This is a genomic window from Arthrobacter sp. ZGTC412 (assembly GCF_002929215.1).
Classification (GTDB): domain Bacteria; phylum Actinomycetota; class Actinomycetes; order Actinomycetales; family Micrococcaceae; genus Arthrobacter.
The window spans coordinates 62,955-88,219 of record NZ_PJII01000012.1; the positions used below are offsets into that span (position 1 = coordinate 62,955).

Below are 25,265 nucleotides of genomic sequence, written 5' to 3' on the forward strand. Positions count from 1 at the left end.
AGTTGACTCCCCTTATCGGCAGGAGCGGGCAATGATCGCCCTTCACACCGTGATAGCCATCGTCGTTATCGTCCTGCTCATCATCAAGGTCAAGGTTGACCCGGTGATCTCGCTGATCATCGGTTCGCTCTACCTTGGCCTCGCGACCGGTGTCGGTTTCACGGCGACGATCGTGGCGATCACCACCGGTTTCGGTGAAATCATGGGTGAGGTGGGCCTGCTCATCGGCTTCGGCGTGCTCATCGGGGCGATGCTCCATGCGATGGGCGCCTTCAAGAAGATGGTGTCGATGCTCGTCAACGGTGTCGGTGCGCGGCGTCTTCCGTATGCGCTAACGGCTGCGATGGCGACAATCTTTCCTTCGATCTACGTGGACGTGCAGGTGGTTCTGGCTTCTCCGGTGGCGCGCTCGACCGGGCCCTTCATCGGCCGGACCGGGTTGCCGCACATGGCAGGTGCACTCGGGACCGGGATCTTCGCCGGCTACGTCTTCGTGCTCCCGGGACTGGCCGCGGTCTCCATCGCCGGCCTGCTGAACATCCCTCTTGGCATCTGGCTGGTCTACGGCCTCGTGCTGGGGCCGTTGACCGCCATCGCCACCACGTTGATCTTCCGCTTGCTTCTGCGGGGCCGATACTGGGAGGCGGCAAGGGACGAAGAAGTCGATGAAGCAATGGTCGAACTGGAGACCACCGAGCTGGTCGAGGAGGACACCGCCACCCCTCCTCTGTTCGTCTGCCTGCTGCCCATCCTCGTGCCCCTGGTGATGATCGCCTTCGGTGCGTTCGCGGAGCTGTTCGGGTTCTCCAACGACTTCATCGCCTTCCTCGGCGACGCCAACTTCGCGCTCTTCGTCGGTTTGCTCGGTGTTTATGTGCTGTGCCGGCGCACCTTGGGCTCCAAGGGCACGGACACGGCAATGGGCGAGGGCTTCCACACGACCGGCGAGATCCTGCTCATCACGGGCATTGGCGGGTCGCTGGGTGCCGTTATCGGGGAGACCGGGCTCGACAGTATTCTGGCCGGCCTCTTTACTGCCGACGCGGAGGCACCGGTCATCCTCAGCATCCTGCTTGCCTGGCTCATCGCAGCAGTGCTGCACCTGGCGATCGGGTCGGTGTCGGTGGCGGCCATCGCGGCCGCAGGGATCATCGGTCCAGTACTCGGGTCGATCGACGTCCCGCCGATCGTCATAGGCCTCGCCATCGCCTCGGGCGCGATGTTCGCTCTTCAGGTCAACAGCAACTTTTTCTGGATGTTCAAGTCGCTGCTCGGACTGTCGACCCAGGGGACCTTCAAGACGCTGACGATGGTCACCTCAATCGCCTCGCTGGTCTCACTACCGATGGTCATGGCGGTGGCGCTCATTCCCTAGGGAAGGCCGACGGATAGTTCCCAGGGGGCTACGGTCGAACGTTTTCTGGCTAGTCATGCCCTTAACGGACACGGTTTGTTGACGGTTCAGTGCTGGACATACTGTTTACCAATATTGTCCAATTGGGCGAGCAGTATGTGAATATTTGCCCTCGGGGAGCGATGACTGGGACATCAGCGTAGAACCGAAGGCAATTGAGGAAGCCGGTCTATGGAATTGGGCAGCGGCCCTGGGTGGAAAGCTCAGCAAGAGCTGAGCGAAAACCCGGGGGAATTGGATCACCTGGTTTGTTGCCGGGACTTGGAGTGGCGTCGAGCCCTTTGCGGCTACATTGCGGCTGACCCGTCATCGCTCCATGCCTCGGACAACGTATGCAGGATGTGCATCGAGACCGCTGAAAGCATGGATCCGGTTCATGGGGACCGGCAGTGCCCCATCGACAACCATCCGTGTCCGGACGAGGCGGAAATAGAGCGGATGATCGGTGAGCGCGTCTCTGGCACCTGACCGGCGGTCGGACGGTGCCCCGAGGCAGTACCTAAGTTTTCCCAACCTCCGGCATGGATCATGATCAAGAATCACCCCAGCGCAAACCGCCTCTGGGCAGGTTTCCTTGCTGAGTTTCCGGTGCACCACTTGCGTACACGCGCCTCAAAACAAGTACCCGACTGAACAAGTGGCTGAAGAAGCGAGTAGTGAGCACTGTGGTTTGTGTGTCTGCCCGCCAGTTCAATGGGAACCACGCACCACCGGTCTACTTTTGGGGGAATCATCGTGATTACTTTGGAACTGCCAAACAACACTGGCCACGCAGGCTCCGTTCCCGAAGGGTCGCCGACGACGCCGGCCCTTCAGATTTCAGTTTTCGGCCCGTTGACGATTCGCCGCGGCGACATCGAACTGAGCGCCAGCGACCTTGGCGGACCCAAACCCCGCCAGGTACTCGAAATACTGCTGATGAACTTCGGCTTACCGGTCTCGAAGACCCGTCTGATGGATCTGCTGTGGGCCGGCAACCTCCCGGCCGTTGCGCTGCCTACCCTTGAAAGCTATGTCAGTGTCCTTCGGCGTCAACTGCAGCCCGGTGCCGGACGAAGCGGCCCCCTGCGGACGGTCACCGGCGGCTACGCCATCGACCGGTCACTGGTGGAACTGGACTTGGACCGCTTTGAAACGTTGACCAAAATGGCCGGCCAGGCGGAGCCCTGCGAAGCGCTCGCGCTGCTGACGGAAGCACTCGACCTGGCCTCCGCTCCGCTGCTCGGAGACGAGCTGCTGCCTGCCTGGGCAGAGGAGGAGCGGGCCGCACACGCAACGCGCGTCAGCCTTGCCCGCGTCTTGGCTGCAGAAACCGCGCTCGCCGTGGGGGAGGCCGGCAAGGCCATTACCTGGGGCGGCGCGGGGGTAGAGGAGGATCCTCTCAACGAACGTGCATGGACGGCGTTGATCCTGGGCCTTGAGCAGAATGGCGAGAACACGGAAGCCTTGCGGGCTTTTGACCGCTGCCGCAGGGTCATGGATGAGGAACTGGGCTGTGCCCCCGCGCCCGTGCTGAGGGAGGCGCACGCCAGGCTCCTGAGGAGCACCGCAGCACCTTCCGGGCCAGCGGAATTCCGCGGCCTCCCTCCCGTGGACCGGGAGCGCCGTCCCATTCCCACGGTGGCCACGGAAACAGGACGTCTGCGAATCCTGATCGTTGATGACCACACCACGTTTTCCGACCTGCTGGCCGGGGCGCTGGACCGCGAGCCGGACCTGCAGAGTGTAGGCGTGGCAAAGTCTGTGGCATCCGCCGTGACCATGTTCCGGAACCTCGAACCCGATGTCGTCATCATGGATCTGCATCTCCCCGACGGCAGCGGACTCGAAGCTGCCGAGCGCATCCTCGCGGAAGCACCGGAGACCCGGACCATCATGCTGACAGGCAACCCCTCGCACGAAGCGCTCCGCGAGGCAGCGCGCATGGGGATCTGCGGGTTCCTCCCGAAAGACGGTTCCCTGGGAGCCATGTTGGACACTTTGAGGCATGCCCGCACGGGCAGCATGATTGTGACTCCGTCCCTGCTGGCCGGATGGGGCAGCGCCACTGGTGCCCTGCCGATACCAACAGCTGCATAACCCGGCAACTGACCCTGCTATGTCGTGTGGGTCCCAAATTGGGCCAGGCGTAGGGTGGGAGTTGGACGAAAAGGAGCACTTCATGAAGAAAATCCTCATGGTACTGACCAGCGTTTCCGAGATCGGCGATACCGGAGAGAAGACCGGCTACAACGTGGCCGAGGCTGCACATCCCTGGAAGGTGTTCAAGGATTCCGGGCATTTCGTGGACTTTGCCTCCATCCAGGGCGGCCAGCCCCCGCGCGACGAGGTGGACTCGAAGGATCCCATCCAGGTTGCCTTCACGGAGGATGAGACCACGCGCGCCGGCCTCTACAACACAGCGCGTGTCGACGTCGTTGATTCCGACCAGTACGACGCCGTCTACCTGGTGGGCGGCCACGGCACTATGTGGGACTTCCCGGACAGTGAAGGCCTGCAGAACCTGGTGGCCGGCGTCTACAACGCCGGCGGCCTGGTGGGCGCGGTCTGCCACGGACCGGCCGGCCTGCTGAACGTGGAACTGGAGAACGGGCTTCGCCTCGTCGAGGGCCGGAAGGTGGCCGCCTTCACCAACGACGAGGAGGTTGCCGCAGGGAAGGACAAGGTCATCCCGTTCTTCCTGGCAGACCGGCTTGAGGAACAGGGCGCCACCCACGTCTCCGCTGATGTTTTTGAGGAGAAGGTGGTGGTTGACGACCGGCTGGTGACCGGCCAGAACCCGGCTTCAGCCGCGGGCGTGGCCAAGGAGATGGAGAAGCTTTTCGCAAAGGTCATCCGCAAGGAAAAAGCCGAGGAGCAGCACGAAACGGAGGCTCTGCGCGCCGAGAAGGACGCCGAGAAAGACGCCAAGAAGGCTGCCGCAGAAGCGGAGCACTAACACCGGCAACGCATTGAAACGGACGGCCACCCCCACAACGGGGGTGGCCGTCAGTTGTCGGACGTGCGCGGGCACCCGGAGCAAGCGAATTTACGGCTACTCCGTGACAGCCGCCGGAACCGGCTCACCGCTGCGGAGAGCAGGGGTGCTGCGGCGGCGCCAGTAAGCCGCCAGAACTGCACCGGACACGTTGTGCCAGACCGAGAAGATGGCGCCAGGCAGGGCCGCTTCGGGAGTCATGTACTGCCGCGCCAGCCCTGCTGCAAGACCTGAATTCTGCATGCCCACCTCGATGGCAGTGGTACGCCTGGAAGGAATCGGCAGCCGGCACAAACGTGCCGCAGCATAACCGAGCGCATAGCCCAGCCCGTTGTGCAGAATTACGGCCGCGAGAACCAGCAGACCCGCTGCGAAGATCGCCTTGGCGCTGCCGGCAACCACAGCAACCACCACCATGGTGATGGCGAGGACCGAAATCCAGGGAAGGGCGGGCAGCGCCTTGTCTACGAGGCGGGGCAGGAAGATCCGGACAACAAGTCCCAGCAGCACAGGGAACAGCACAATCTGGACGATGGACCACGCCATCGAACCGGCGTCTACCGGCATGTACTGACCGGCGAGCCACAATGCAAGCACCGGTGTCAGCAGGGGAGCGAGCAGGGTGGAGACGGTGGTCATGGCGACAGACAGGGCGACGTCACCCTTGGCCAGGTAGGACACCACGTTGGAAGCTGTTCTGCCGGGGCAGCAGCCCACCAGGATGACGCCAGCGGCCAGGGCCGGCGGCAGCCCCAACGCCGCCGCGACCAGCCAGCCGAGGAACGGCATGATGGCGTACTGTGCTACGACTCCGATCACTACCGGGATGGGGCGCTTGGCGATAACGGCGAAGTCAGGGGGCGTGAGTGTCAACCCCATGCCAAACATGATGACTCCCAGAAGGGGGTTGATCCAGGGTGCCAGCCCGGTGAAGGCAGTTGGCATGGCAAGCGCGATGGCGCCTCCGGCGAGGATAAGAATGGGAAACAGCGTTACGGCAACGCGCGCGCTGCGTTCTTCGGCGGCGGATGCCGTGGAAGTTTCAGATAAAGGAGATATACCTACCGGATTATCACAGTGAGCGTCATGTCTCGGAATCAGCGCGAATTGATGACGAAACAGCGAAATTGCGAATATGCGAATAGACGGCGGCGGGACGGCAGGCGGTCTGGCTCGTCACTGCTCCCCGCGGTGTCGTCTTGGCCGGAAGGCTGCGGCAGCCAGGACCAGGGTTCCAGCGGTACTGGCCCAGGCGAAGGTGTCACCAACCACCGAGTACCAGGTGCCGGAGCCCCCGGTCGGCACCGATGCCACCAGGGTTTGCGTGTCGGTTACAAAATAGTCCGCTTTGTGGCCCAGGAGACGGCCCTGTGAATCCGTGGCGAGGGAGATGCCCTGGCGGGTGGGGCGGACCACGGCCGCGCCGTTCTCGATGGCCCGGAACGGTGCCTGTTGCGCGTGCCAAGCCGCGACGCTGTCCCAATCGCTGGAGGGCAGCAGGAGAATGTCGACCTGTGCGGCTCCCGCCTGGCGGACCAGATCGGGGAAGAAGTCGTCCTGGCAGATGATCGTGGCCAGGCGCCCGTACGGCGTGTCGACGCTCGGGATGATGCCCGGGCCGGGGTCCTGTCCGTCGCCCGGTGTCGGCTTGGACTTCTGGTAGTCCCACACCACTGCACCCCTCGGGTCGAGCAGGACGGCGTGGTTCTCGTTCACCGGGCCGCCGTCAGCGGAGCCACCTGCGGCCAACTGCACGATCATCGAAACCTGCAGGTAGACACCGTGCTCGCGGGCCAGATCAGCAGCCCGGGCGACGACGTTCGTCTGGTCCTCGTCCAGCGTCCGTGCCGCGGCTTCCGACCAGGCGATGATCTTCGCGCCGGCGATGGCCTCCAGCTCCGACCGGTCGAACAGCTCATCGAGCACCGGTGTGAAGTGTTCGTCCCGCACCGAGGCTCGTTCGGCTGGACTTGCCGCACGAAGGTCTGGTGCGCGGTAGGCCAGCTCGGACAGGTGTCGGTCCGGTGCCAGGGCGGCGACGCGAACGGTTTCCGTGCCCGGCGCGCTAAAGGCCAGCCGTGCCCCGCCGAACAGCAGCGCGGCAACAGTGACGGCCGTGAACAGCCCTGCCGGGGACACCACGCCGGAGCGTGACCACCCTCTCTCCCACACTTCGTTGACCACCGGCGCGAACCAGCTGACCAGGAAGGTCAGTCCCCAGATGCCGGTAACGGACACCAGCTGCAGGAGTGGCAGCCCGGCATATTGTGAGTACGCCGTGCTGCCGGCGGTCCCAAAGGGATTGCCAATCGTGCCCAGGAACTCAACGGTTGTCACCGCCGCAGGGAACACTAACGTGCGCGGGACGCCGGCCAGGCGTGGCGCAAGGACGCGGTCGACGGCGAACGGCAGCGCGCCGCCCAGCCCGAGTGCGGCGACGAAAAGGTAGTAGCCGGGTCCGTCGACAACCGGGAAGAAGCCACCTCGCAGCGCGACGAGCAGCGCACCCGACATCGCCAGCACCAGGACCGGAAACCCTACCAGCAGCCGTTGGCTGCGGGTGAAACGCAACAAGAAGACGGGAGCCAGCCAGGCCGTCAGCGGGATGAGCGTCTGGAGGTTGGCGAAGGGCAGCAATGCGGTGCCGACGGCAAGCCAGATCCAGGTAGCGAGCCTCTTCATGCTGACTCCTCGGGATGGTGTTCCCGGGAATGCGTACGCCGAGTTCCCGGTAGGTGGCGGCACACACATGATGCCACCCCTCCCGGCAGCGCGGAAGGTCCTGCGGAAGGCACCAGTCATTAGGTATCCCCTCCATATTGACTGCCCGCAGCCGGAGGAATATGTTCTGCGGTAACGGGGTCAGCTGCCCCGTTTATTCAGAACAAGGCGCCCGGTCTGGGGCACTTCTGCACGGTTGCCCGGCACTCGGCGTACTGCCGGGTGCTAATAACAACGCTCCTTGCGCCCGGTGTGGTGAGCGGCCGATGGAATAGGAATCCAGGAAGGGAAAGACCATGCCGAAGTATCTGTTTGAAGCAACGTACGTGGGCAAAGGAATTCAAGGGCTCATGCAAGAGGGCGGCACCAGGCGGCGCGAGGCCCTGACGGAAGCCCTCAGCTCCGTCGGAGGAACGCTGGAAAGCTTCTATTACGCATTTGGCTACTACGACGTCCTTGGCGTTTTCGAGGCGCCGGACGATGCAAGCGCGGCGGCACTGTCGCTGCTGATCAATTCCACGGGGAACGTCAACGTACGCCTGAAGCCGCTCCTGACAGTGGAAGACCTCGACGAAGCCGCCAAGAAGACGCCCACCTACCGGGCGCCGGGACAGTAGGGGAGTTTGGCACTGTGTCGAGCGGCCGCCGTCGTAAATTACGACGGCGTGTGCCCGGCCCAAAGACGGAGGCGGCGGTGAGCGGACAATGATAGAGCACAACCGGCAGCAGCGGCGATTACAGGTATCCGACGTCAATGTCGTGAACCGCCACACGCTGCGGAAGGCGCTGGGCGGGACCATCGTCGGTAACACGATGGAGTGGTACGACGTGGGTGTGTTCGGCTACCTCATCACCACCATGGGGCCGGTGTTCCTGCCCGAAGCGGACAGGGCAGTGCAGAACCTGTTCCTGCTGGGAACGTTCGCCGCCACCTTCATCGCCCGGCCGCTGGGCGGCGTCTTCTTCGGCTGGTTGGGCGACAAGATCGGCCGCCAGAAGGTCCTGGCCATGACATTGATGCTTATGGCCGTAGCAACGTTCGCCGTCGGCCTGCTGCCCGGCTACTCGGTGCTGGGCATCTGGGCGGCTGTGCTGCTGGTTGTCCTCAAGCTGGTGCAGGGCTTTTCGACCGGCGGTGAATACTCGGGCGCTACCACGTTTGTGTGCGAGCATTCGCCGGACCGCCGCCGGGGCTTCTACGTCAGCTTCCTGGACATGGGCAGCTACCTGGGCTTTGCGGCGGGGGCGGCTGTGGTTTCCGCCCTTCAGCTGACCCTGGGGCAGGAGCAGATGGAGGCGTGGGGCTGGCGGATCCCGTTCCTGGTGGCTGGTCCGCTGGGTGTCGTGGCCGTCTACTTCCGGATGAAGATCGAGGAATCGGCCGCCTTCAAAGCCACGCAGGAAGCCGAAGCCGTTGCGGCGAAGCATCCCGAGACCGGAGAGGAGCTCCGCCCTGTAGGTCCGATCGGGATTTTGAAGGCGCACTGGCGGCCCATCCTGCTGGCCATGATCCTGGCGGCGGCCGCCAACACCGTGGCTTATGCCCTCACGTCCTACATGCCCACGTACCTGACCAGCAACAAGGGATACAGCGAGGTGGACGGGACACTGCTGACCATTCCGGTCCTGGTGGCGATGGCACTGTGCATCCCGTTCACCGGGCTGCTCTCGGACCGGATCGGCCGCCGGCGGGTGCTGTGGATTGGGGCGTTCAGCACCGTGGTACTCGCGGTTCCCGCGTTCCTGGCGATAGCGGTGGGCAGCATCCCGATGACTTTGCTTGGCCTCGCCCTGATCGCCTTCCCCGTGGCGTTCTCGGTTCCAAACCTGGCGTCGGCACTGCCGGCGCTGTTCCCCACGGAGCACCGGTACTCCGCCATGGGCATCGCCTACAACCTGGCGGTGGCGATCTTCGGCGGGACGGCCCCGTTCATCATTGCGGCCCTGATCGAGCTGACCGGTGACGACATGGCGATTGCGTACTACCTCATGGCTGTGGCCGCCATTGCTGCCGTGGCTATCCGGTTCCTGCCCGAATCGGCCGGGCGGCACCTGCCCGGGTCCATGCCCAGCGTGGAGTCGGAGGAAGACGCCCGGAAGCTGGTGGAAACGCAGGACAACAACCCGCTGCTGGACGTGGAATCGCTGCCGTTCGAGAGCAGCTTCGAGATCGCGCGGGCGGAGCACAAGGAGCGGCCCGGGAAGCCGACGGTGATGTAACGCACGGGTGTTCGACGACGGTGCTCACCTGTGAGGGGGAGGGCGCCTCGGTAGGGGGCGCCTGCGGATTACGCGACCCGTTGTTATGCACACCGCCTGGAGTTAACATCTGATTCCGGCCCGGGAGGATAGAGATGCTCGATGAGACAGACCTTTTGCATGCCCTGCGGCGTCACTGGGAGTACTCCGGCGTAGACGAGGACGTCGCCCACGAGATTTATCACAATGACGCGGTGCTCGAGTTTCCCCAGTCCGGCGAACGGTTCGAGGGCGTGGAGAATTTCCGCGAATGGCGGCGGCAGTATCCAGCCAAGCTCAAGTTCCACACTCGACGGATCACCTATCGTGAGGATCTGGTGGTCGTGGAGAACCTCATCAGCTACGACGGTGCTCCTTGGATGTTCACCGTCAACCTCTTGGAGTTCCGGGGGGACCGGGTTGCGCACGAGCGGATTTACATCATGGACGGCTGGGAGCCTGCGGAGTGGCGAGCCCCATGGCGTGCTGAGCAGGCTGCAGACCCGCCCCCTCCTGCTCCCTAGCGTATAAGCAGGAGTCTGCCGTCTGTGGGTCGATCGCAGATGGCGAAAAATCAGATACAGCTAGCCCGCCACGGCCGCCTTCGCCGCCCGGGTAGCGTTCATCCACTCGCTCAGCCACGGGGCCCGGACGCTCGACGTAATCCGGCAGTCAGCCACGAAGGTTCCCTTGGCTCCGGCGTCGATCCAGTCCGTGAGCGCGGCAAGGTCCGCCAATGAGCGGATGATCGCCGACTCGGCACCGAGGGCGCGGGCGACGCCGCTGAAGTCCACTTCGGGGATCAGCATCGGCTTTTCGGTCAGGCCCTGGGAGCCGTACTGGTGGATTTCGGCCCCGTACGCGGCGTCGTTGTAGATCACCACGATCGCGCTGCGAGCCGCAGTGATGAGTGATTCGAGGTCGGCGAGGCCCATCAGGAACCCGCCGTCGCCGGAGGCCAGCACCAGGGTGCGGCCGTCCTCCACTGCGCGGGCTGCCCCGACGGCGCTGGCAAGGCCGAGTCCAATGGCTTGGTAGGCGGTCCCCACCATCACCAGGTCCTGCGGCCGGGGGATGTTCCAGTACATGGGTGCCCAGCCGACGAAGTGCCCGCCGTCCTGGACCACCGTGCGGCGCTCGGGCAGCACGGCATCCAATGCCGTGGCGAGAGAGCGCGGGTCCAGCCGGCCGTCCGGGGTCTCGTCGGAGCCGGGGTGGTGGGCCGGTCCTTCGGCCAGACGCTTGCGGGCTTCGGGGCGCCACGCTTCCGCCGCAGCCGCGCCGTCCAGCATGCGGAGGATCTGACCCGCAGCAGTCTTCGCGTCCGCGCTGACGAACAGGTCCACCCGGGGGTGCGTGGGCTGCAGGGCGGTGTCGATCTGGATGACCGTGCTGTCCGGGCCGAGCAGGTGCCCGAAGCGCATGGTGAACGGGCTCAGGCTCGCCCCGGCCACCAGGACCACGTCGGCCTCGCCCATGAGCCCGGCCGCGGTGGCGGTGCCGAAACCGCCGGCGACGCCCAAGTACCCCTCGCCGTTGAGGAGGTTGAGCGCCAGGGCGGTTCCGGCGGTCAGTGCGCCAAGGCGGTCGGCGAGCTCGCGGAGCTCCGGACCGGCTCCGGTGAGGTGCGCACCGCGGCCGGCGAGGATCAGCGGGCGCTTGGCCCCGGCGAGCAGGCGGGCTGCCTGCGCAAGGCCGCGGTCGACGTCGTCCGTCACCTGAGGTGCCGAGGGCTCGGGAAGTTCCTCGTCCCCGGCCTCAAGTGACGCGAGGTCGTAGGGGATGGCAAGCACGACAGCGGTTAGCTTGGTCAGCGCGTACTCCACCGCCTGCTGCGTGATGGCGCCCGCGGCGTCGCGGGTGACGGTGAAGGTGGCCGCGCCGAGGCCCGCGGCGATGGCCGCCTGGTCCACGTCCTGCGGCCGGGCCCCGCTGGTGGGTGCGTCCCCGGTGACGAGCACAACGGGGATTTGCGCCTGGACCGCCTCGGCGAGGGCGGTGAGTGCGTTGGTGTAGCCGGGACCGTAGGTGGTGGTGCCCGCTGCGAGCCGTCCGGACGTCCGGTAATATGCGTCGGCCGCGGCGATGGCGGCGCCCTCATGCCGGACGGGGGAGAAGCGCAGGCCCATCTTTTCCGCGGCGTCCAGGAAGTAGACGTTTCCGTTGCCCATCACGCCGAAAACATCGCTGAGATAGCTGCTGAGAACCTGCGCCACACGGCCCGAGACGGTGAGAGTAGTCATGCAGGAAGCTTGCGAGTCGTTCTTCAAATAAGCAATAGAGTCTCATTGGGTTGGGACAATTGGCAGCAGACAGCGGAAGAAACTGAAAATATGCCTACTTGTGGCGCACGTCACCCCTTGTATCGTCTGTGGGGCGCGATTCCTGCTGGGACAGCCGGGCTAAGAGGCCGTCGTAGCGGGGCGGCATAAGTTCAACCACGGAAATCGCCGTGCTGGTCCGCTGGATCCCGTCGATTTCCAGAATTTTGTTGGTGATGCGGTACAGATCAGCCGTGCCGCGGGCCACCACCTTGGCCATCAGGTCCGCGTCGCCGGTGGTGGCGTGTACCTCGATGACCTCCGGGATCGCTGCGAGCCCCTGTTCCACCGAGCCCGCCCGCGTTTGGCTGATGGCCAGTGAGAGGAAGGCCATCAGCTCATATCCAAGCGCGGCGGGATCCAGTCTCCGGCTGAAGGAGCGGAGGGCGCCGCTGCGCTCAAGCCGTGCCAGCCGGGCATGGACTGTGTTCCGTGCGACGCCGAGCGTCCGCGAAAGTGCCAGGGCGCTGGCTTCGGGATCCTTGTCGAGGGCCAAGATGATCCGGCCGTCGAGGGAATCAAGGGTGCGAGGGTTCGCGATGGTCATATTTTCACCACATGCAATAGAAGTTGAGCAGAAGTCCCAATGGCTAGAGCGTATCTTGCAATGTGGGCCGGGTCACTTCCATGGTTGATCCTCATGACCCCCGATCAACTCCTCACCAGACCGGAAACCACGCTTCCCACCCTTAGAAGCGCAGTCACCGGCCTTCCGTCCTACGTCCCGGGCCGGCGCAGCGCCGGAATGGACATCGCAGCCCTTGCCAGCAACGAAAGCCACTACGAACCACTGCCCGCAGCCATCAGCGCGGTGGCCGAAGCAGCGGGCAGGATGAACCGCTATCCCGACATGGCCGCCGTCGAACTCCGCGAACGGCTTGCCCTGCACCTCGGCGTCACGGCGGGGGAGATCGCAGTGGGACCGGGCAGCGTGGGCGTCCTCCAGCAAATCATCACCGGACTGTGCGACGCCGGAGATGAGGTGATCTTCGCGTGGCGCTCCTTCGAGGCCTACCCCATCCTGGTGGAGCTGGCGGGCGCCCGGCCGGTCCGAATCCCGCTGGACCACCTTGAGGGCCACGACCTCGATGCCATGGCCGCAGCCGTCACCGAGCGCACCAAAGTCATCCTGCTGTGCACGCCCAACAATCCCACCGGCGTGCCAATCAGCCACGAACGCATCGAGTCCTTCCTGCGCGCGGTGCGCTCCGACATCCTCGTGGTGATCGACGAGGCCTACGTGGAATACGCCGAAGCGGGCAGCGGCCCCAATTCCATGGCCCTCTACCGCGATTACCCGAACGTCTGCATCCTGCGCACCTTCTCGAAGGCCTATGGACTGGCCGGGCTGCGCGTGGGGTACGCCGTGGCGGCCCCGGTTATCGCTGAGGGACTGCGCCGGACAGCCCTTCCCTTCGCGGTGAGCGCGGTGGCCCAGAAGGCGGCCATCGCATCGCTCGACGCGGGGGAGGAGATGGAGGCGCGTGTCGCCGTCGTCAAGCAGGAGCGTGCACGGATGTCTCGGGAGCTGGCAGCCCGGGGCTGGAAGCTGCAGCCGAGCCAGGGCAATTTCCTGTGGATTCGTGCCGATGACGACCTGCTGCCGAGGCTGGTGGACGCGTTCGACCGTGCAGGCATCATGGTTCGGGCATACCAGGGGGACGGCGTGCGGATCACTGTTGCTGACGCCGCCTCCAACGACCGCGTGCTCCGGCTTCTCGAAGCCCACGCCGCCTGAAAACCGGCTGACCCTCAACCCCAATAAGTTCCACCTACTAACTAGAGGATTCCCCATGGAACAACAGACAAAGACGTCTGCCCGCGCGCTCGGCGCGGCCCTTAAACCCCGCCAGCTCACCATGATGGGGCTGGGAAGCGCCATCGGCGCGGGCCTCTTCATCGGCTCCGGTGCTGGCATCCAGGCCGCCGGCCCGGCGGTGCTGGTCTCCTACCTCGTGGCCGGCACGCTCATCATCCTGGTGATGTGGGCCCTCGGCGAGATGGCCGCCGCCAATCCGGACAGCGGCGCCTTCTCCGTCTACACCGCCAAGGCCTACGGCCCGGTGGCCGGCGCCACCGTGGGCTGGCTGTGGTGGCTGCAGCTCGTGGTGGTCATCGCGGCCGAAGCGCTCGGCGCGGCAGGCTTGCTGGCCACCATCTTCCCGGCCCTGCCGGTGTGGCTGATGGCCTTCGTGTTTATCGTGGTGCTCACCGCTGTGAACCTCACCAGCGTGAAGAACTTTGGCGAGTTCGAGTTCTGGTTCGCGCTGCTCAAGGTGGCAGCGATCGTCGCGTTCCTGGCTGTGGGCGCGGCCCTGCTCTTCGGCTGGCTGCCGGGCGTCCAGTCGCCGGGCCTGTCCAACTTCATGGGCGACGGCTTCGCGCCGAGTGGTTTCGCCGGTATTGCCACGGCGCTGTTCGTGGTGGCGTTCGCGTTCGGCGGCACTGAGATCGTCTCCGTAGCGGCAGCCGAGACAGCCGAGCCCGCCCGCAGCGTAAAGAAAGCGGTCCGGACGGTGCTGTGGCGCATCCTGGTGTTCTACATCGGTGCGATCTTCATTATTGCGGCCGTGGTTCCCGTGGGTTCGGAGGGGCTGAAGAGCCCGTTCGCCGCGGTGCTGGACGCCGCTGGCATGCCCGGTGCGGCCACCGCCATCACGCTGGTGGCCGTGGCAGCGCTGCTCTCCGCGCTCAACGCCAACCTTTACGGCGCCTCCCGGATGGCGTACTCCCTGGCCGAACGTGGCGAAGCGCCGCGGCTGCTTGCCTCGGTGTCCAAGGCACGGGTTCCGGTCATCGCAGTCCTGGCCAGCGTTGCCTTCGGCATTGTCACGGTGGTGCTGGAGCTGATGTTCCCCGAGATGGTCCTTGGCGTCCTGCTCAATATTGTGGGGTCGACCTGCCTGCTGGTATGGACGTCCGCGCTCCTGGCCCAGCTGGCGCTGCGCCGCCGCGCCGACCGCGAGGGAACGGAGCTTCCGCTGCGGATGCCCGGCTTCCCGTGGCTGACGTGCTTTGGCCTGCTCATCCTCGCGGCGATCTTCACGGTGGGCTTCATCGGCGAGGATTCCCGTCCCCAGCTCCTGAGCACTTTCGGACTCGTGGCACTTCTGGCGGTGGCGAACTGGCTGAACCACCGGAAACGGGACGCTCGGCCGCGTGTCGAGTCCACGGACGGTGACAAGCAGCCGGTGCTCATCGACTAGATCGGGCGGCGTGAACCACTTCCAGGGTTCAGGCACACGAAGGGCGCGTCCGGTCTGACCGGGCGCGCCCTTCAATTGCGAACTGGCCTCACCAGGTAACAGTTCCGGCCGCCCCGTCCACGGTGATGCTCTGGCCATCGCGCAGCCGCAGGGTGGCATCGGCAACACCCACCACAGCGGGGATGCCGTACTCGCGGGCCACCACGGCTCCGTGCGAGACGATGCCGCCCATCTCCATCACCAAAGCACCTGCCGTCAAGAAGAGCGGCGTCCAGCCGGGATCGGTAGAGGGAGCCACCAGGATTTCACCTGGTTCCAGGTGGGCGCCCACCGGATCCATGATCACCCGGACCTTCCCGGCGGCGGTGCCTGCTGAAGCAGGCGTCCCCGTCAGGCGGTCGGCGTCGGCCGGTTGGGGCAGGGAGGTGGCCGCCGCCACCATGGCCGCCTCAACATCTGTGCCGTCCGAGAGCAGAAGGCGCGGAATGCGCCGGCGCCGCAGTTCGACGTCGTACAGCCTGCGGCGGCGGGCGACGATTCCCTTCAGGTCCGCGCCGCGAAGGCCCACGCGCAGTTCGTCGAAGTCCAGGAAGAACACGTCTCCGGAGGCTTCGATGGTTCCGTTCTTCACCAGTCCGGCGCCTACCTCCGTGAGCTGCCGGTGCATCTCCGCCAGAACCAGCACGATGCAGAACTTGGGCAGTTCCCGGAGGCCTGCGAGCTGCCGTGTCCGGCGCAGGCACAGCGCCACCAGGCGCCCCCGCAGCCGGCTTTTTGTTCCGGCACGCTCTACCAGTTCGCTGATCCGGGACTCTGCGTGCCCGGCGGCCCTTGCGAACTGGCGGTCCGGGGCCTGTTCGGGATCCTCCACGCGAAGGTAATTTGAGATCATGCCGAGGATGTGGTCCGGCTCCTCGAACCACCGGGGCATCCCCATGTCGATTTCCGCCACGGCCCGGTGGCCGTATTTTGACAGGAACGCCGCCAGCCCGGATTGGGCGGCGGCGGGCAGCGTGCCTGCCTTGTAGCGGGCAGCCAGCCCGCCGGGCTGCAGTTCACCGAATGCCCGGCGTGCCTCCGGATCCCTGCCCACGGACACTGCCAGGTGCCACAGCTCCAGGTCCATGATGGTGGTCACGTTGTGGGGAAGTCCGCGCAGCACCGCCTCAAGTTCACGCGGCTCGGCAATTCCGCGCAACAGCCTGCGTGCCGCGGCCAGCATCAGGTACCCCACCGCTGGTGCCGGCAGCGAGGCCTGGATCAGCCCGTTGACCGACGTGGCCAGGATGTCCTCGGTGTGCTCGAGCCGCATGGCCGCAGTCGCCGGCAGGGGGAGGGCCAGCCGGGCTGCCAGGCGGTCCTGGTACCGCAGTGCCCTCCGCAGCTCCCAGTCCGGCCAGAGCAGGGCGCGGACCATACCGGGAATGAGCCCCAGGAAGACGCCCAGGCCCTGGTTGCCTTTCGCGCTTTTGGACTGCGTCCGCGGAGGGGCGGTGTTGCCCTTGCGGCCGGATTTCCTGCGGGGAGGCCGGGCAACGCTGAACCGCGGATCGTCCAGCAGGGCTGGGAGGATTGCTGCTGACCGTCCGTCCGCGAGCGGCAGCATCTTGGCCATGATCTCGCGGCCGGACTTGTTGCGGAGGATTGGTGTCAGATCCACGTACATCCGCAACCCCGGGTTCACACTTTTCCACGGGCCCTTGTTGTTGCCCCTCATGAGGGCCAGCACATGGAGGCCCATCGGCGTGATGGGGCGCGTGAGGCCCTGGAGCAGCGTGCCGCACAGGTACACGCGGGTGTCCGCGCCTGACGCTGCGCCGGCCGGTCCGTCCGTGCCGGCTTGCCCGCTGAACGGATCCTCCTCCGGCAGCGGGTACAGGGTGGTGATGGGCCGCGACTGGGTCAGCCAGGCCTTGCCGTCGCCGTCGATCACCCATTCCACGTCCTGCGGCGCGCCGAAGAGCCGCTGGGCGTCGTCACCCAGGGACGTCAGTTCGCGAAGCTGGGCCTCGGTCAGGCTGGATGCACCGTCCGGCGGCTGCTGCAGGATCCGGCCTGATGCCGTCTCCACCATGAAATGGTCCGGGTTCACAGCGCCGGACACCACTACCTGTCCCGGCCCGGCACTTGCATCAATGACTGTCTGGGTCCGGGTGCCGGTCACAGGGTTGGCGGTGAACAGCACGCCTGCAGCGCCGGCGTCGACCATTTGTTGAACTACGACGGCGAGGCCCACCTCGCGGTGGCTGATCCCGTTCGTGGTGCGGTAGGCCACCGCCCTGTCCGTCCAGAGGGAGGCCCAGCAGTGCCGGATGGCCTCGACGACGGCGTCGGCTCCCACCACGTCCATGAAGGAGTCCTGCTGCCCTGCGAAGCTGGCGAAGGGCAGGTCTTCGGCGGTGGCGGAGGACCGTACCGCCACCGGCCCGCTGCCCATCGCGGCGTAGGTATCGCGGACGGCGGCCTCGACGTCGGGCGGCACCGGCGCTGCCAACATAGCCTCACGTGCTCGCCGCGCGAGGTTGTTTCGTTCGTCGTCCGGAAGTCCGCGGCCGCCGTCGGACTCTTCCTTCCCATGAATCCCGACGCCGTCCAGGCGGGCGGCGATGACGTCCATTTCGGTGGGTACGGCCTTCCAGTAGCCGGCCGTGGTCAGGCAGAAACCCGGCGGAACCGGAAACTCACCAGTGATAAGTCGGCCGAGGTTAATGGCTTTGCCGCCTACTGTGGCCAGCGACGCTGATGCCAGCCGGCTGAGATCAACAACCAGGCCCGTACCGTCGCCGTGCCGCTCCGGAGCGGGACTTACAGAAGTCATCACCCGCTCCTAGCCGTTGTCCGGACCTTCCCCGTTGTCCTCCCACATGACATCCAGATTGCGGAAAATCACGGGTCCGTCGCACAGTGCCGCCATCTTGGCAGCGAACTCCGACGTTTCCGGCCGGCCGGAATTCTCCATGGCCGAGTCAAAGGAATCGAACTCGGCAATGGTGAAGTAGGTCCCCGGGTGGTCCTTGTCGGCAGTGGCAACAATGCGGCGGAACGTGGGCGCGGTACTTCCCTCGGTTCTTGAGGGACGGCCCAGCTCTTCGATCTCCTTGATGCGGGAGGTCCTGAACTCGATGATCTGCACAAACCCGGCCATGATGGCTCCTCGACGGCGGTGAACACTGATGCGGATCAGGGTAGTCCGTGCGTCAGGCGGTGCAAAGGGGAGAAGTGCCCTACTTTGGCGGCTGCGTAGCTGCCGCCTGGCGGGAGCTACTGGTGGCCAAACCCCTCCCCGGCCGGGAATCGAGGACTACAGTGGATGCATGGCTCCCAGCCGCAATCCGCTCGATGACCTGCGCGAAACCATCGGCCATTTGGCCGATCAGCTCAAGCTGCCCGGCGGTTCGGAGCGGGTCGACGACCTGGTGGGCGATCTTATCGGTGCGAGGCCCGGGCCGGCCCGGCCACTGTCCGAGTTGCAGGCCGAGCTTGACGCGCTGGTGGGACTGGAGACCGTGAAGGAACAGGTGCGGGCCCTCGTTGCACTGCTCCAGGTCCAGGCCCGCCGTAAGGCGCACGGCCTGCCGGAGGTGGCCACATCACAGCATCTGGTGTTCCTCGGGAATCCGGGCACGGGCAAGACCACCGTGGCGCGGCTCCTGGCCGAGATGTACCGCGCGGTGGGTCTGCTGCAGAAAGGCCACCTGGTCGAAGTGGACCGTTCGGGCCTGGTGGGGCAGTACGTCGGCGCGACCGCCATTAAGACGGACCGGGTGATCCGGCGTGCGCTGGACGGCGTCCTGTTCATCGACGAGGCCTATGCGCTGGCCCCGGAGGACGGCCGGATGGACTTCGGCCCCGAGGCGATCGAGGTCCTGCTCAAGCGGATGGAGGACCACCGCCACCGCCTGGTGGTGATTGTGGCCGGGTACCCGCGGCTGATGGAGGCCTTCTTGCTCTCGAACCCCGGACTGCGCTCCCGGTTCGCCCGCGAGATCACGTTCCCCGACTACTCCGTCGACGCACTCCAGACGATCTTCCACCAGATGCTGGCCCAGCACGAGTACACGCTGGAGCCGGATGCGGACCAGGTGCTGCGCCGCATCTTCACCGGGCTCCACGCGGGCGAGGACTCCGGCAACGCACGATTCGCCCGCACGCTGTTCGAGCAGGCGCTCAACCGCCAGGCGCTGCGGCTGTCGCTCGACGAGGAACAAAGTCTCGACGCGCTCGATCGTGAGGCCGTCATGACGCTCACCGCGGACGACATCGTCGAGGCCGCGCTGGCCTTGGGTGAGGAGCCGGAGCCGGAACCAACGCCCGAGCCGGAGCGGTCACGCTGGTGGCGCTGGCTGGTCTGACCGGATCTGCGGCGGCTGCAGCACCCCTGTATCCTGACGATAGGTTCAGGGGCTCCGACGCCAACGATCAAGACGCTCGGCTCGCTGCCGAATGACGGTCTGGAAATCTTAGGCTGTAGCCTTGGACCGCGTGGAATCGCCGCTGCAACTGTCAGTCTCCGATCCGCCCCCGGACTCTTGGAATGGATCTTTATCAGTACCGACATGCCAGCTCCCGAAGGAACTCCGACGCCGGGCCCTAAGCCCCCGCGCACAGCTGCGGTGGATGAGAACGCCCTCGTGTCCTGGGTCGAGGCTGGTGTCAGCAGGACCGCGCGATGGCGTTCGGCGAACGGCAGGCCGGCGCCGGCGCGCGTCGAAGTGGTCGATGACTCCCTCACGGCTGATGATGCGAACCGGATGGCGTCACAGGGGATCGCGATGCTCTGGCACGGTGACTTCCACAACGCACGGCAGATCCTTAATGCCCTGGACCGGCGGATAGGCGCCGGAAAGAAGATCGCAGGAACTCCGGCCGAAAAGTTCTACCGGCATCGCCAGTCCCGCTCGCATCGTGCACGCATTCTCGGCCTGCTGCTGATTCCTCTTGATCCGGGACCGGTGGTGCCGCTGCGCCGCGCACCGGATATCCGGGAGGCCGCCGCTGAAGCGTACGGTGATATCGGCGAACCTTCCGTTGTGTCCCTGCATGAGCTTGTGGGGGCAATTGGCGCCCACGAGTGGCGTCGGAATGGCGTCTACGTCGATGCCCTGCAGGGCCGCATCCACCCGCACTATGGCACGTTCTTCCCCACCCGCAGTGAGTATGTAGATCTCGTGGCCGCCGCTGCGCTGCCCTCGGACACGCTGGCGTTCGACGTCGGAACCGGCACCGGGGTGCTCGCTGCCGTCCTCGCGCGCCGTGGCGTCCACCGCGTGGTGGCGACGGACAACGAACCGCGCGCCATCGCCTGCGCCGGCGAGAACTTCCGGAACCTCGGTGTCCAGGACCGTGCCGAGGCCGTCCTGACCGACATGTTCCCGCCCGGACGGGCGCCCCTCGTCGTGTGCAACCCGCCCTGGATTCCGACCACGCCGCATTCCACCCTGGACAGCGCCGTCTACGACCCCGGGAGCAGGATGCTGTTCCGCTTCCTGAACGAACTCCCCGACCATCTTGAGCCGGGCGGTGAGGGCTGGCTTGTCCTCTCTGACCTGGCCGAGCACCTTGGCCTGCGGTCGCGTGACGATCTGCTGACCGCCATCAAGGCGGCTGGGCTGAAGGCGCGGGAACGGCTCGACACCAAGCCAACCCACCCGAAGGCATCCGACCGCGACGACCCTCTATTCGAGGCGCGCGCGGCCGAAGTCACGTCCCTGTGGCGGCTTGTTCGCCAATAGTCACATGCTTCCACGTCGAGAATCACGACGTCGGCTCGCGGGTTTGGGTGCCGACCGCCGCGCTGCCCAGGGCGCACCTCGGGCGCCGGATTTCACGCTGCAGGCCCTGCGGTGCTGATCTCCTACCTCGTGGCCGGCACCCCGCAAGTGCACCGTCCATCGGTATTTAGCTCGTCGTAAGGGGGTCGGCTCTGGCTCTGCCAGCAACTAAGCCAGCATCTTCCCCGCGGAAGGCCTGCTTGGATTGCCGGAAGGCCTCAATGCGCTGCATCCAATGTCATTTGCGAAACCTGTAATGCTTGGGACAACTTGGACAACAGGCCCTTACTAAGTGTCAAAGAGGCCGCATAATTGACATCGAGACAGGCGGTTAGGAGTTGCAGAGCCAGGGTCACCAATCCCGCTTCCTAACGATCAAGCAGGTGGCCGAGGAGTTGAACGTCGGCCTGCCCTTGGTACGGACGCTGCTGAAAAAATTTCGAGCTAAAGGGGGTACGAATAGGTGGCCGCGGAATGTGGCGCTTAGCTTCAAAGACCTTGTGGACTACATCGAGCAGGCCTATCGGGTTACTGCTGAAGACATAGCTGCCGGTGTAGTGGCTGACGAAGAGCTCGCACGGTTTTGGGGGCAGAGCGCGGTCACTCTAAAAAGCACCAAGCCTATATAGCCAGGGATACGGCTTAAACGCAAAGCCCTATTGTCCGCATAACATGTGCCGGTATGCTTTTTGTATGAGTTCCGGCGAAGCGTCGCCCGGTTCCGAGGCGTCAAAATCCGTGAAGCCCGCAAGGGCCAGCAGCCCGGCAATTTGGGGCTTGGCAGGTGTTTTGACCGGGAGCCTGGTTAGCGGAGCTTTCTCAGTCATGGCTGCTCAGAAAGCTTATGATGCCGCTGAAAATACGGCCGCCCGACAGCACGAGTCAAACGAGCGGACGATTGATGAAACACGCCGACGTGGCCGGGAAGAATTCATCAGAGCTCAACGCGTGGCTGCCTTCAGCCAGTTCCTCACTCTCTCCCAGAATGTGGAAGGCGACATGATCAATGTTGTAAATTCGATGGCGGCAGGTGCACCGCAGGGAGTAACCAGCAGCCAATTTGCAGCTGCGGATGCCAGCTACAGGAACTTTGTAAGCTCTGCCTGGGGCGTGGAGTTCTATTCAACCGACGAAGTCCAGGCCATCGCGCACCAGATGAATCTTGAACTTGAAGAAAGGTTCGAGTTGTTGCGCACCTACAGTGGCACTGCACCAGAAGAGTTTGCGGCCCTTAAAGACCGTGTAGGAGGTCGCCATGCGAAAATGGCGGACTTCCGGGAGAAGTTCACGACTGCCGTCAGAGCCATGATCTCCTCCTAAGACCCTCATGGACAGCATCACGCAGCGAAAAGTCATAAGTGAAACACCTAAACGGAACAAACTGACTATTAGTGTCGTCGACAGGATTTAGCGCCTCTGAGACAGCACCCCGGAGTTAGCTGGCTTGGGGGCGGCAGCAGGCGAGCAGCCGAGGTAGATTCAACCAGTCCTTGCGACTTAGACCTCGCCCTGCGCCAGCCCCATAAACATCGTCCGGTGCAGAATGTCCACGTGCTTTCGCGAAACCTCTACCGCTGCCTCGACGTTACGAGCACGCATAGCGGCAACGAGGGCGATGTGGTCCTGGTTGGATTTGTGCAGCTTCTCGATGGGGTAGGGGATGAAGTAGTCGTACAGCTCGGCGAGCGTCTCGTGATACACCTCGACGGCGGAGTCCAGGCACGACGCCGTACCCACCAGCTGATGGAACCGCTCGTCTGCCTGGTGGTAGACGGACCAGTCCGTGGCCGCACCCATCTCACGCGTCAGCCGCTCCAGCTCATCCAACTGCTCAGCAGTGGCATTGACTGCCGCGTAGTGCGTCACCGCGCACTCGAACAACAGCCTTCGGTCCACGAGCCGGTTCACTGCCTGGGACTCGGCCGGGGAAGCCGAAAGCGACGCCAGAACATCCGAAGGCGGTGAATCCGCCACAAACGTTCCGCCGGCCCGGCCGCGGCGCCGCACCACCACGCCCTGCTCCGCCAAACTGGCCAGCGCACGGCGGGCCGTGATCGGGCTGACCGAAAGGCCCAGGGCAACGTCCTCCTGGTCCGGCAGCCGCTCACCCGGCTTCAGCAGCCCCAGGGAAATGGCCATCCCGATCCTCATTCGGACTGCGTCCATGGCACTGCGGCGCTCCATCCCGGTGATCCTGCCAGCGGCGAGGCGCGGGGGCTCATCGGTGTCCTCCAGCTGACGGGTCATGTCCGCTACTTTACGGCCCATCGCCGCCCCCTTCCCATAAATGGATCATTCTGATCTAATATAACCCGGATCACACCCCACAGCGGAGAAAAACCATGCCACGCATCCTTCCCCTTATCGCGGCCCAAGCAAGGCCCCGGCTCATCGGCGAACCCGTCTCGGCCTTCGCCGACGAGGTCAAAGAAGCCCTCGAAGCCCAGCCGCACACCAAGTTGGTGGTCTTCCCCGAGCTGCACCTGTTCGGTGACGAAGACCCGGACCTGCAAAGAACCGAAATGCTCCAGGCAAGCGCCGAACCGCTGGACGGCCCACGGGTCAAAGAACTCAAACAGCTCGCAAAAGACCTCAACATCTGGCTGGTCCCCGGCAGCGTCTGCGAACGCGGCCCGGAAGGCCAGCTGTTTAACACGCAGCTGGTTCTGTCCCCGGAAGGGGAGCTCGCAGGCTATTACCGGAAGATCTTTCCCTGGCGCCCGTTCGAGCCCTACGATCCCGGCGACCGGTTCACCACTGTGGACCTGCCCGGCATCGGCAGGCTGGGACTGAACATCTGCTACGACGCCTGGTACCCGGAGGTGTCCCGCCAGCTCGCCTGGATGGGCGCCGACGTGATCCTCAACGTCGTCAAAACCACCACCCCGGACCGCAATCAGGAACTGATCCTCGCCAAGGCCAACGCCATCGTCAACCAGGTGTTTATGGTCAGCGTCAACTGCGCGGGCCCCACCGGTCAGGGCAAGAGCATAATCGTGGACCCGGAGGGCAACACCCTCGCCGAAGCACAAGACGACCAGCCACAGCTGCTCACCGCGGAACTGGACCTTGCCGCCGTCGACCGCGTCCGCACGCACGGCACGGAGAACCTCAACCGCCCCTGGTCGCAGTTCCGCGAGGGGGAGCCCGCCGTCGAACTTTCCGTCTACCAAGGCCGGATCAACCCGGCCACCTGGACACCGCCGTCCTACAAGCCGTAAGGAAACACCGTGACAACAACCCTCACCCGCACGCTGAAGCTGCCCTCGCTGGTCCTGTTCGGGCTGGCGTACCTGACCCCGATCATCGTCCTGGGGATCTTCGGCATCATCGCCGAAACCACCGGCGGCGCAGCACCCGCCGCGTACCTCGTGGCGCTCGTGGCCATGCTGTTCACCGCGCACAGCTACGGCCGGATGGCCGTTGCCCACCCCGTGGCCGGCTCCGCCTACACCTACGTCCGCCGCTCCATCGATTCCCGGGTCGGGTTCCTGGTGGGGTGGGCCGTCCTGCTCGACTACCTCTTCCTGCCCATGGTCATCTGGCTCATCGGCGGCTCCTACCTTAGCGCCCAGTTCCCCGGCGTCCCCATCGGCGTCTGGATCGTGGGCTTCATCGTCATCACCACGCTGGTGAATATCCTGGGCATCAAGGTGGCGGACAAGGCCAACTACGTGCTGATGGCGTTCCAGCTGCTGGTCCTGGTGTTCTTCGTGGCGCTGGCCATCGGCAGCGTGGTCTCCGCCAACGGCGCCGGGGGACTGGCCAGCGGGCAGCCGTTCTTCAACGAAACGGCCAGCTTCGCGACCATCTCCGCCGGCGCGGCGATCGCCGCGTACTCTTTCCTGGGGTTCGACGCCGTCACCACCCTCACCGAGGAAACCGTCAATCCGCGCCGGACCGTGCCGCGCGCCATCATGCTGGTGGCCCTGATCGGCGGCGGCATCTTCGTGGCGGTGTCCTACGTGACCCAGCTGGTCCACCCGGGCGGCGTGTTCGAGGACTCGGCCTCCGCGGCCAGCTCCATCGCCCTGCAGATCGGCGGGCAGCTGTTCGGCGCCGTGTTCCTGGCCGGCCTGGTGGTGGCGCAGTTCGCCTCCGGCCTCGCCGCGCAGGCCAGCGCCTCCCGCCTGCTGTACGCGATGGGCCGCGACTCCGTCCTGCCCAAGGCGGTCTTCGGCCGGCTCAGCGAGAAGTTCCACACTCCGGTGGCTAACCTGGTGGTCACCGGCCTCGTGGGCCTGATCGCGATCTTTCTGGACGTGGCCACGTCGACGTCGTTCATCAACTTTGGTGCCTTCACCGCATTCACGCTGGTGAACGCCTCAGTGGTGTTCCACTATGTGCGCCGGCGCCGGGCCGGGCAGCAGCTGAACCCGGTGTCCTACGTGGTGGTCCCGGTGATCGGCGCGATCATCTGTGCTTACCTGCTCTCCCAGCTGGACAGCAACGCCATTACGCTGGGTGTGTCCTGGCTGGTGCTGGGCGTGCTGGTCCTGGCCCTGATCACCAAGGGCTTCAAGGCGTCGCCGCCGGAGATGACGGCTACGGAGAAGGCGACTGTCGAGGCCGCCGCCTGAGCCTGAACGTTTGTAGTGTGGCCGCCGGGCCGAGGGA

Annotated in this window: 20 protein-coding genes; 13 read left to right on the top strand and 7 right to left on the bottom strand. The window is 65.1% G+C overall.

Features of this window, described 5'->3' with window-relative positions; genetic code table 11:
• The first annotated feature begins 31 nt into the window (after window positions 1-31).
• From CXQ88_RS14130 to CXQ88_RS14145, 3 genes are all read left to right on the top strand, one after another.
• Window positions 32-1,375, top strand: a complete 1,344-nt coding sequence (locus CXQ88_RS14130) for a GntP family permease (RefSeq protein ID WP_104044791.1) — start codon at window positions 32-34, stop codon at window positions 1,373-1,375.
• A 774-nt stretch (window positions 1,376-2,149) separates the two neighbouring features.
• Window positions 2,150-3,493: a BTAD domain-containing putative transcriptional regulator gene (locus CXQ88_RS14140; RefSeq protein ID WP_258061877.1), complete on the top strand. Its 1,344-nt coding sequence runs from the start codon at window positions 2,150-2,152 to the stop codon at window positions 3,491-3,493.
• Window positions 3,494-3,575: 82 nt separating this feature from the next.
• Window positions 3,576-4,352, top strand: a complete 777-nt coding sequence (locus CXQ88_RS14145; RefSeq protein ID WP_104044793.1) for a type 1 glutamine amidotransferase domain-containing protein — start codon at window positions 3,576-3,578, stop codon at window positions 4,350-4,352.
• Window positions 4,353-4,448: 96 nt separating this feature from the next.
• On the opposite strand, the gene CXQ88_RS14150 is transcribed toward CXQ88_RS14145, so the two are convergent.
• Window positions 4,449-5,450 (bottom strand): bile acid:sodium symporter family protein, encoded by a 1,002-nt coding sequence (locus CXQ88_RS14150; protein WP_104044794.1) that lies wholly within the window; start codon window positions 5,448-5,450, stop codon window positions 4,449-4,451.
• Between the two features lie 117 nt (window positions 5,451-5,567).
• Window positions 5,568-7,073, bottom strand: a complete 1,506-nt coding sequence (locus CXQ88_RS14155; RefSeq protein ID WP_181037522.1) for a nitrilase-related carbon-nitrogen hydrolase — start codon at window positions 7,071-7,073, stop codon at window positions 5,568-5,570.
• 335 nt (window positions 7,074-7,408) lie between these two features.
• On the opposite strand from CXQ88_RS14155, the gene CXQ88_RS14160 reads away from it, so the two are divergent.
• The 3 genes from CXQ88_RS14160 to CXQ88_RS14170 all read left to right on the top strand — a co-directional run bounded on the left by CXQ88_RS14160 (window position 7,409) and on the right by CXQ88_RS14170 (window position 9,874).
• On the top strand, window positions 7,409-7,729 hold the full coding sequence (locus CXQ88_RS14160; protein ID WP_104044796.1) for a GYD domain-containing protein: 321 nt from the start codon (window positions 7,409-7,411) through the stop codon (window positions 7,727-7,729).
• A gap of 88 nt (window positions 7,730-7,817) precedes the next feature.
• Window positions 7,818-9,332, top strand: coding sequence for an MFS transporter (locus tag CXQ88_RS14165; RefSeq protein WP_104044797.1), 1,515 nt, complete (start codon window positions 7,818-7,820; stop codon window positions 9,330-9,332).
• Between the two features lie 134 nt (window positions 9,333-9,466).
• Entirely contained in the window at window positions 9,467-9,874 is a 408-nt protein-coding gene (locus CXQ88_RS14170) for a nuclear transport factor 2 family protein (RefSeq protein WP_104044798.1), read from the top strand.
• Between the two features lie 60 nt (window positions 9,875-9,934).
• On the opposite strand, the gene CXQ88_RS14175 is transcribed toward CXQ88_RS14170, so the two are convergent.
• Together CXQ88_RS14175 and CXQ88_RS14180 are read right to left on the bottom strand one after the other, a co-directional pair.
• A complete protein-coding gene (locus tag CXQ88_RS14175) occupies window positions 9,935-11,593 on the bottom strand; it encodes a thiamine pyrophosphate-binding protein (protein WP_104044799.1) in 1,659 nt (552 codons plus the stop codon).
• A gap of 94 nt (window positions 11,594-11,687) precedes the next feature.
• Window positions 11,688-12,218, bottom strand: coding sequence for an Lrp/AsnC family transcriptional regulator (locus CXQ88_RS14180; RefSeq protein ID WP_104044800.1), 531 nt, complete (start codon window positions 12,216-12,218; stop codon window positions 11,688-11,690).
• A gap of 93 nt (window positions 12,219-12,311) precedes the next feature.
• On the opposite strand from CXQ88_RS14180, the gene hisC reads away from it, so the two are divergent.
• Entirely contained in the window at window positions 12,312-13,409 is a 1,098-nt protein-coding gene (gene hisC, locus CXQ88_RS14185) for a histidinol-phosphate transaminase (protein ID WP_104044837.1), read from the top strand.
• 55 nt (window positions 13,410-13,464) lie between these two features.
• On the top strand, window positions 13,465-14,877 hold the full coding sequence (locus CXQ88_RS14190; RefSeq protein WP_104044801.1) for an amino acid permease: 1,413 nt from the start codon (window positions 13,465-13,467) through the stop codon (window positions 14,875-14,877).
• An 88-nt stretch (window positions 14,878-14,965) separates the two neighbouring features.
• Here CXQ88_RS14190 and CXQ88_RS14195 read toward each other — a convergent pair whose 3' ends face one another.
• Together CXQ88_RS14195 and CXQ88_RS14200 are read right to left on the bottom strand one after the other, a co-directional pair.
• A complete protein-coding gene (locus CXQ88_RS14195) occupies window positions 14,966-17,695 on the bottom strand; it encodes a PEP/pyruvate-binding domain-containing protein (protein ID WP_104044802.1) in 2,730 nt (909 codons plus the stop codon).
• 9 nt (window positions 17,696-17,704) lie between these two features.
• The gene (locus CXQ88_RS14200; RefSeq protein WP_104044803.1) at window positions 17,705-18,022 is read right to left on the bottom strand and encodes a hypothetical protein; all 318 of its coding nucleotides are present in this window, start codon (window positions 18,020-18,022) and stop codon (window positions 17,705-17,707) included.
• A gap of 169 nt (window positions 18,023-18,191) precedes the next feature.
• Between CXQ88_RS14200 and CXQ88_RS14205 the strand changes: the two genes are divergently transcribed.
• The 3 genes from CXQ88_RS14205 to CXQ88_RS21585 all read left to right on the top strand — a co-directional run bounded on the left by CXQ88_RS14205 (window position 18,192) and on the right by CXQ88_RS21585 (window position 21,968).
• The gene (locus CXQ88_RS14205; protein WP_104044804.1) at window positions 18,192-19,229 is read left to right on the top strand and encodes an AAA family ATPase; all 1,038 of its coding nucleotides are present in this window, start codon (window positions 18,192-18,194) and stop codon (window positions 19,227-19,229) included.
• A 279-nt stretch (window positions 19,230-19,508) separates the two neighbouring features.
• Window positions 19,509-20,609, top strand: coding sequence for a N5-glutamine methyltransferase family protein (locus CXQ88_RS14210; protein WP_104044838.1), 1,101 nt, complete (start codon window positions 19,509-19,511; stop codon window positions 20,607-20,609).
• A gap of 732 nt (window positions 20,610-21,341) precedes the next feature.
• On the top strand, window positions 21,342-21,968 hold the full coding sequence (locus CXQ88_RS21585; RefSeq protein WP_146069215.1) for a hypothetical protein: 627 nt from the start codon (window positions 21,342-21,344) through the stop codon (window positions 21,966-21,968).
• A gap of 177 nt (window positions 21,969-22,145) precedes the next feature.
• Here CXQ88_RS21585 and CXQ88_RS14225 read toward each other — a convergent pair whose 3' ends face one another.
• Complete coding sequence (locus CXQ88_RS14225; RefSeq protein ID WP_258061878.1) at window positions 22,146-22,916, bottom strand: FadR/GntR family transcriptional regulator; 771 nt, start codon at window positions 22,914-22,916, stop codon at window positions 22,146-22,148.
• Between the two features lie 74 nt (window positions 22,917-22,990).
• Between CXQ88_RS14225 and CXQ88_RS14230 the strand changes: the two genes are divergently transcribed.
• Window positions 22,991-23,869 (top strand): carbon-nitrogen hydrolase family protein, encoded by an 879-nt coding sequence (locus CXQ88_RS14230; RefSeq protein WP_104044806.1) that lies wholly within the window; start codon window positions 22,991-22,993, stop codon window positions 23,867-23,869.
• Window positions 23,870-23,878: 9 nt separating this feature from the next.
• Complete coding sequence (locus CXQ88_RS14235; protein ID WP_104044807.1) at window positions 23,879-25,228, top strand: APC family permease; 1,350 nt, start codon at window positions 23,879-23,881, stop codon at window positions 25,226-25,228.
• Window positions 25,229-25,265 lie beyond the last annotated feature (37 nt).

Coding starts and splice junctions, on each gene's coding strand:
- CXQ88_RS14195 (WP_104044802.1), bottom strand. CDS start 17,695: ATGACTTCTGTAAGTCCCGCTCCGGAGCGGCACGGCGACGGTACGGGC.
- CXQ88_RS14175 (WP_104044799.1), bottom strand. CDS start 11,593: ATGACTACTCTCACCGTCTCGGGCCGTGTGGCGCAGGTTCTCAGCAGC.
- CXQ88_RS14170 (WP_104044798.1), top strand. CDS start 9,467: ATGCTCGATGAGACAGACCTTTTGCATGCCCTGCGGCGTCACTGGGAG.
- CXQ88_RS14160 (WP_104044796.1), top strand. CDS start 7,409: ATGCCGAAGTATCTGTTTGAAGCAACGTACGTGGGCAAAGGAATTCAA.
- CXQ88_RS14130 (WP_104044791.1), top strand. CDS start 32: ATGATCGCCCTTCACACCGTGATAGCCATCGTCGTTATCGTCCTGCTC.
- CXQ88_RS14165 (WP_104044797.1), top strand. CDS start 7,818: ATGATAGAGCACAACCGGCAGCAGCGGCGATTACAGGTATCCGACGTC.
- CXQ88_RS14180 (WP_104044800.1), bottom strand. CDS start 12,218: ATGACCATCGCGAACCCTCGCACCCTTGATTCCCTCGACGGCCGGATC.
- CXQ88_RS14225 (WP_258061878.1), bottom strand. CDS start 22,916: ATGGGCCGTAAAGTAGCGGACATGACCCGTCAGCTGGAGGACACCGAT.
- CXQ88_RS14200 (WP_104044803.1), bottom strand. CDS start 18,022: ATGGCCGGGTTTGTGCAGATCATCGAGTTCAGGACCTCCCGCATCAAG.
- CXQ88_RS21585 (WP_146069215.1), top strand. CDS start 21,342: ATGAGTTCCGGCGAAGCGTCGCCCGGTTCCGAGGCGTCAAAATCCGTG.
- CXQ88_RS14155 (WP_181037522.1), bottom strand. CDS start 7,073: ATGAAGAGGCTCGCTACCTGGATCTGGCTTGCCGTCGGCACCGCATTG.
- hisC (WP_104044837.1), top strand. CDS start 12,312: ATGACCCCCGATCAACTCCTCACCAGACCGGAAACCACGCTTCCCACC.
- CXQ88_RS14190 (WP_104044801.1), top strand. CDS start 13,465: ATGGAACAACAGACAAAGACGTCTGCCCGCGCGCTCGGCGCGGCCCTT.
- CXQ88_RS14230 (WP_104044806.1), top strand. CDS start 22,991: ATGCCACGCATCCTTCCCCTTATCGCGGCCCAAGCAAGGCCCCGGCTC.
- CXQ88_RS14205 (WP_104044804.1), top strand. CDS start 18,192: ATGGCTCCCAGCCGCAATCCGCTCGATGACCTGCGCGAAACCATCGGC.
- CXQ88_RS14145 (WP_104044793.1), top strand. CDS start 3,576: ATGAAGAAAATCCTCATGGTACTGACCAGCGTTTCCGAGATCGGCGAT.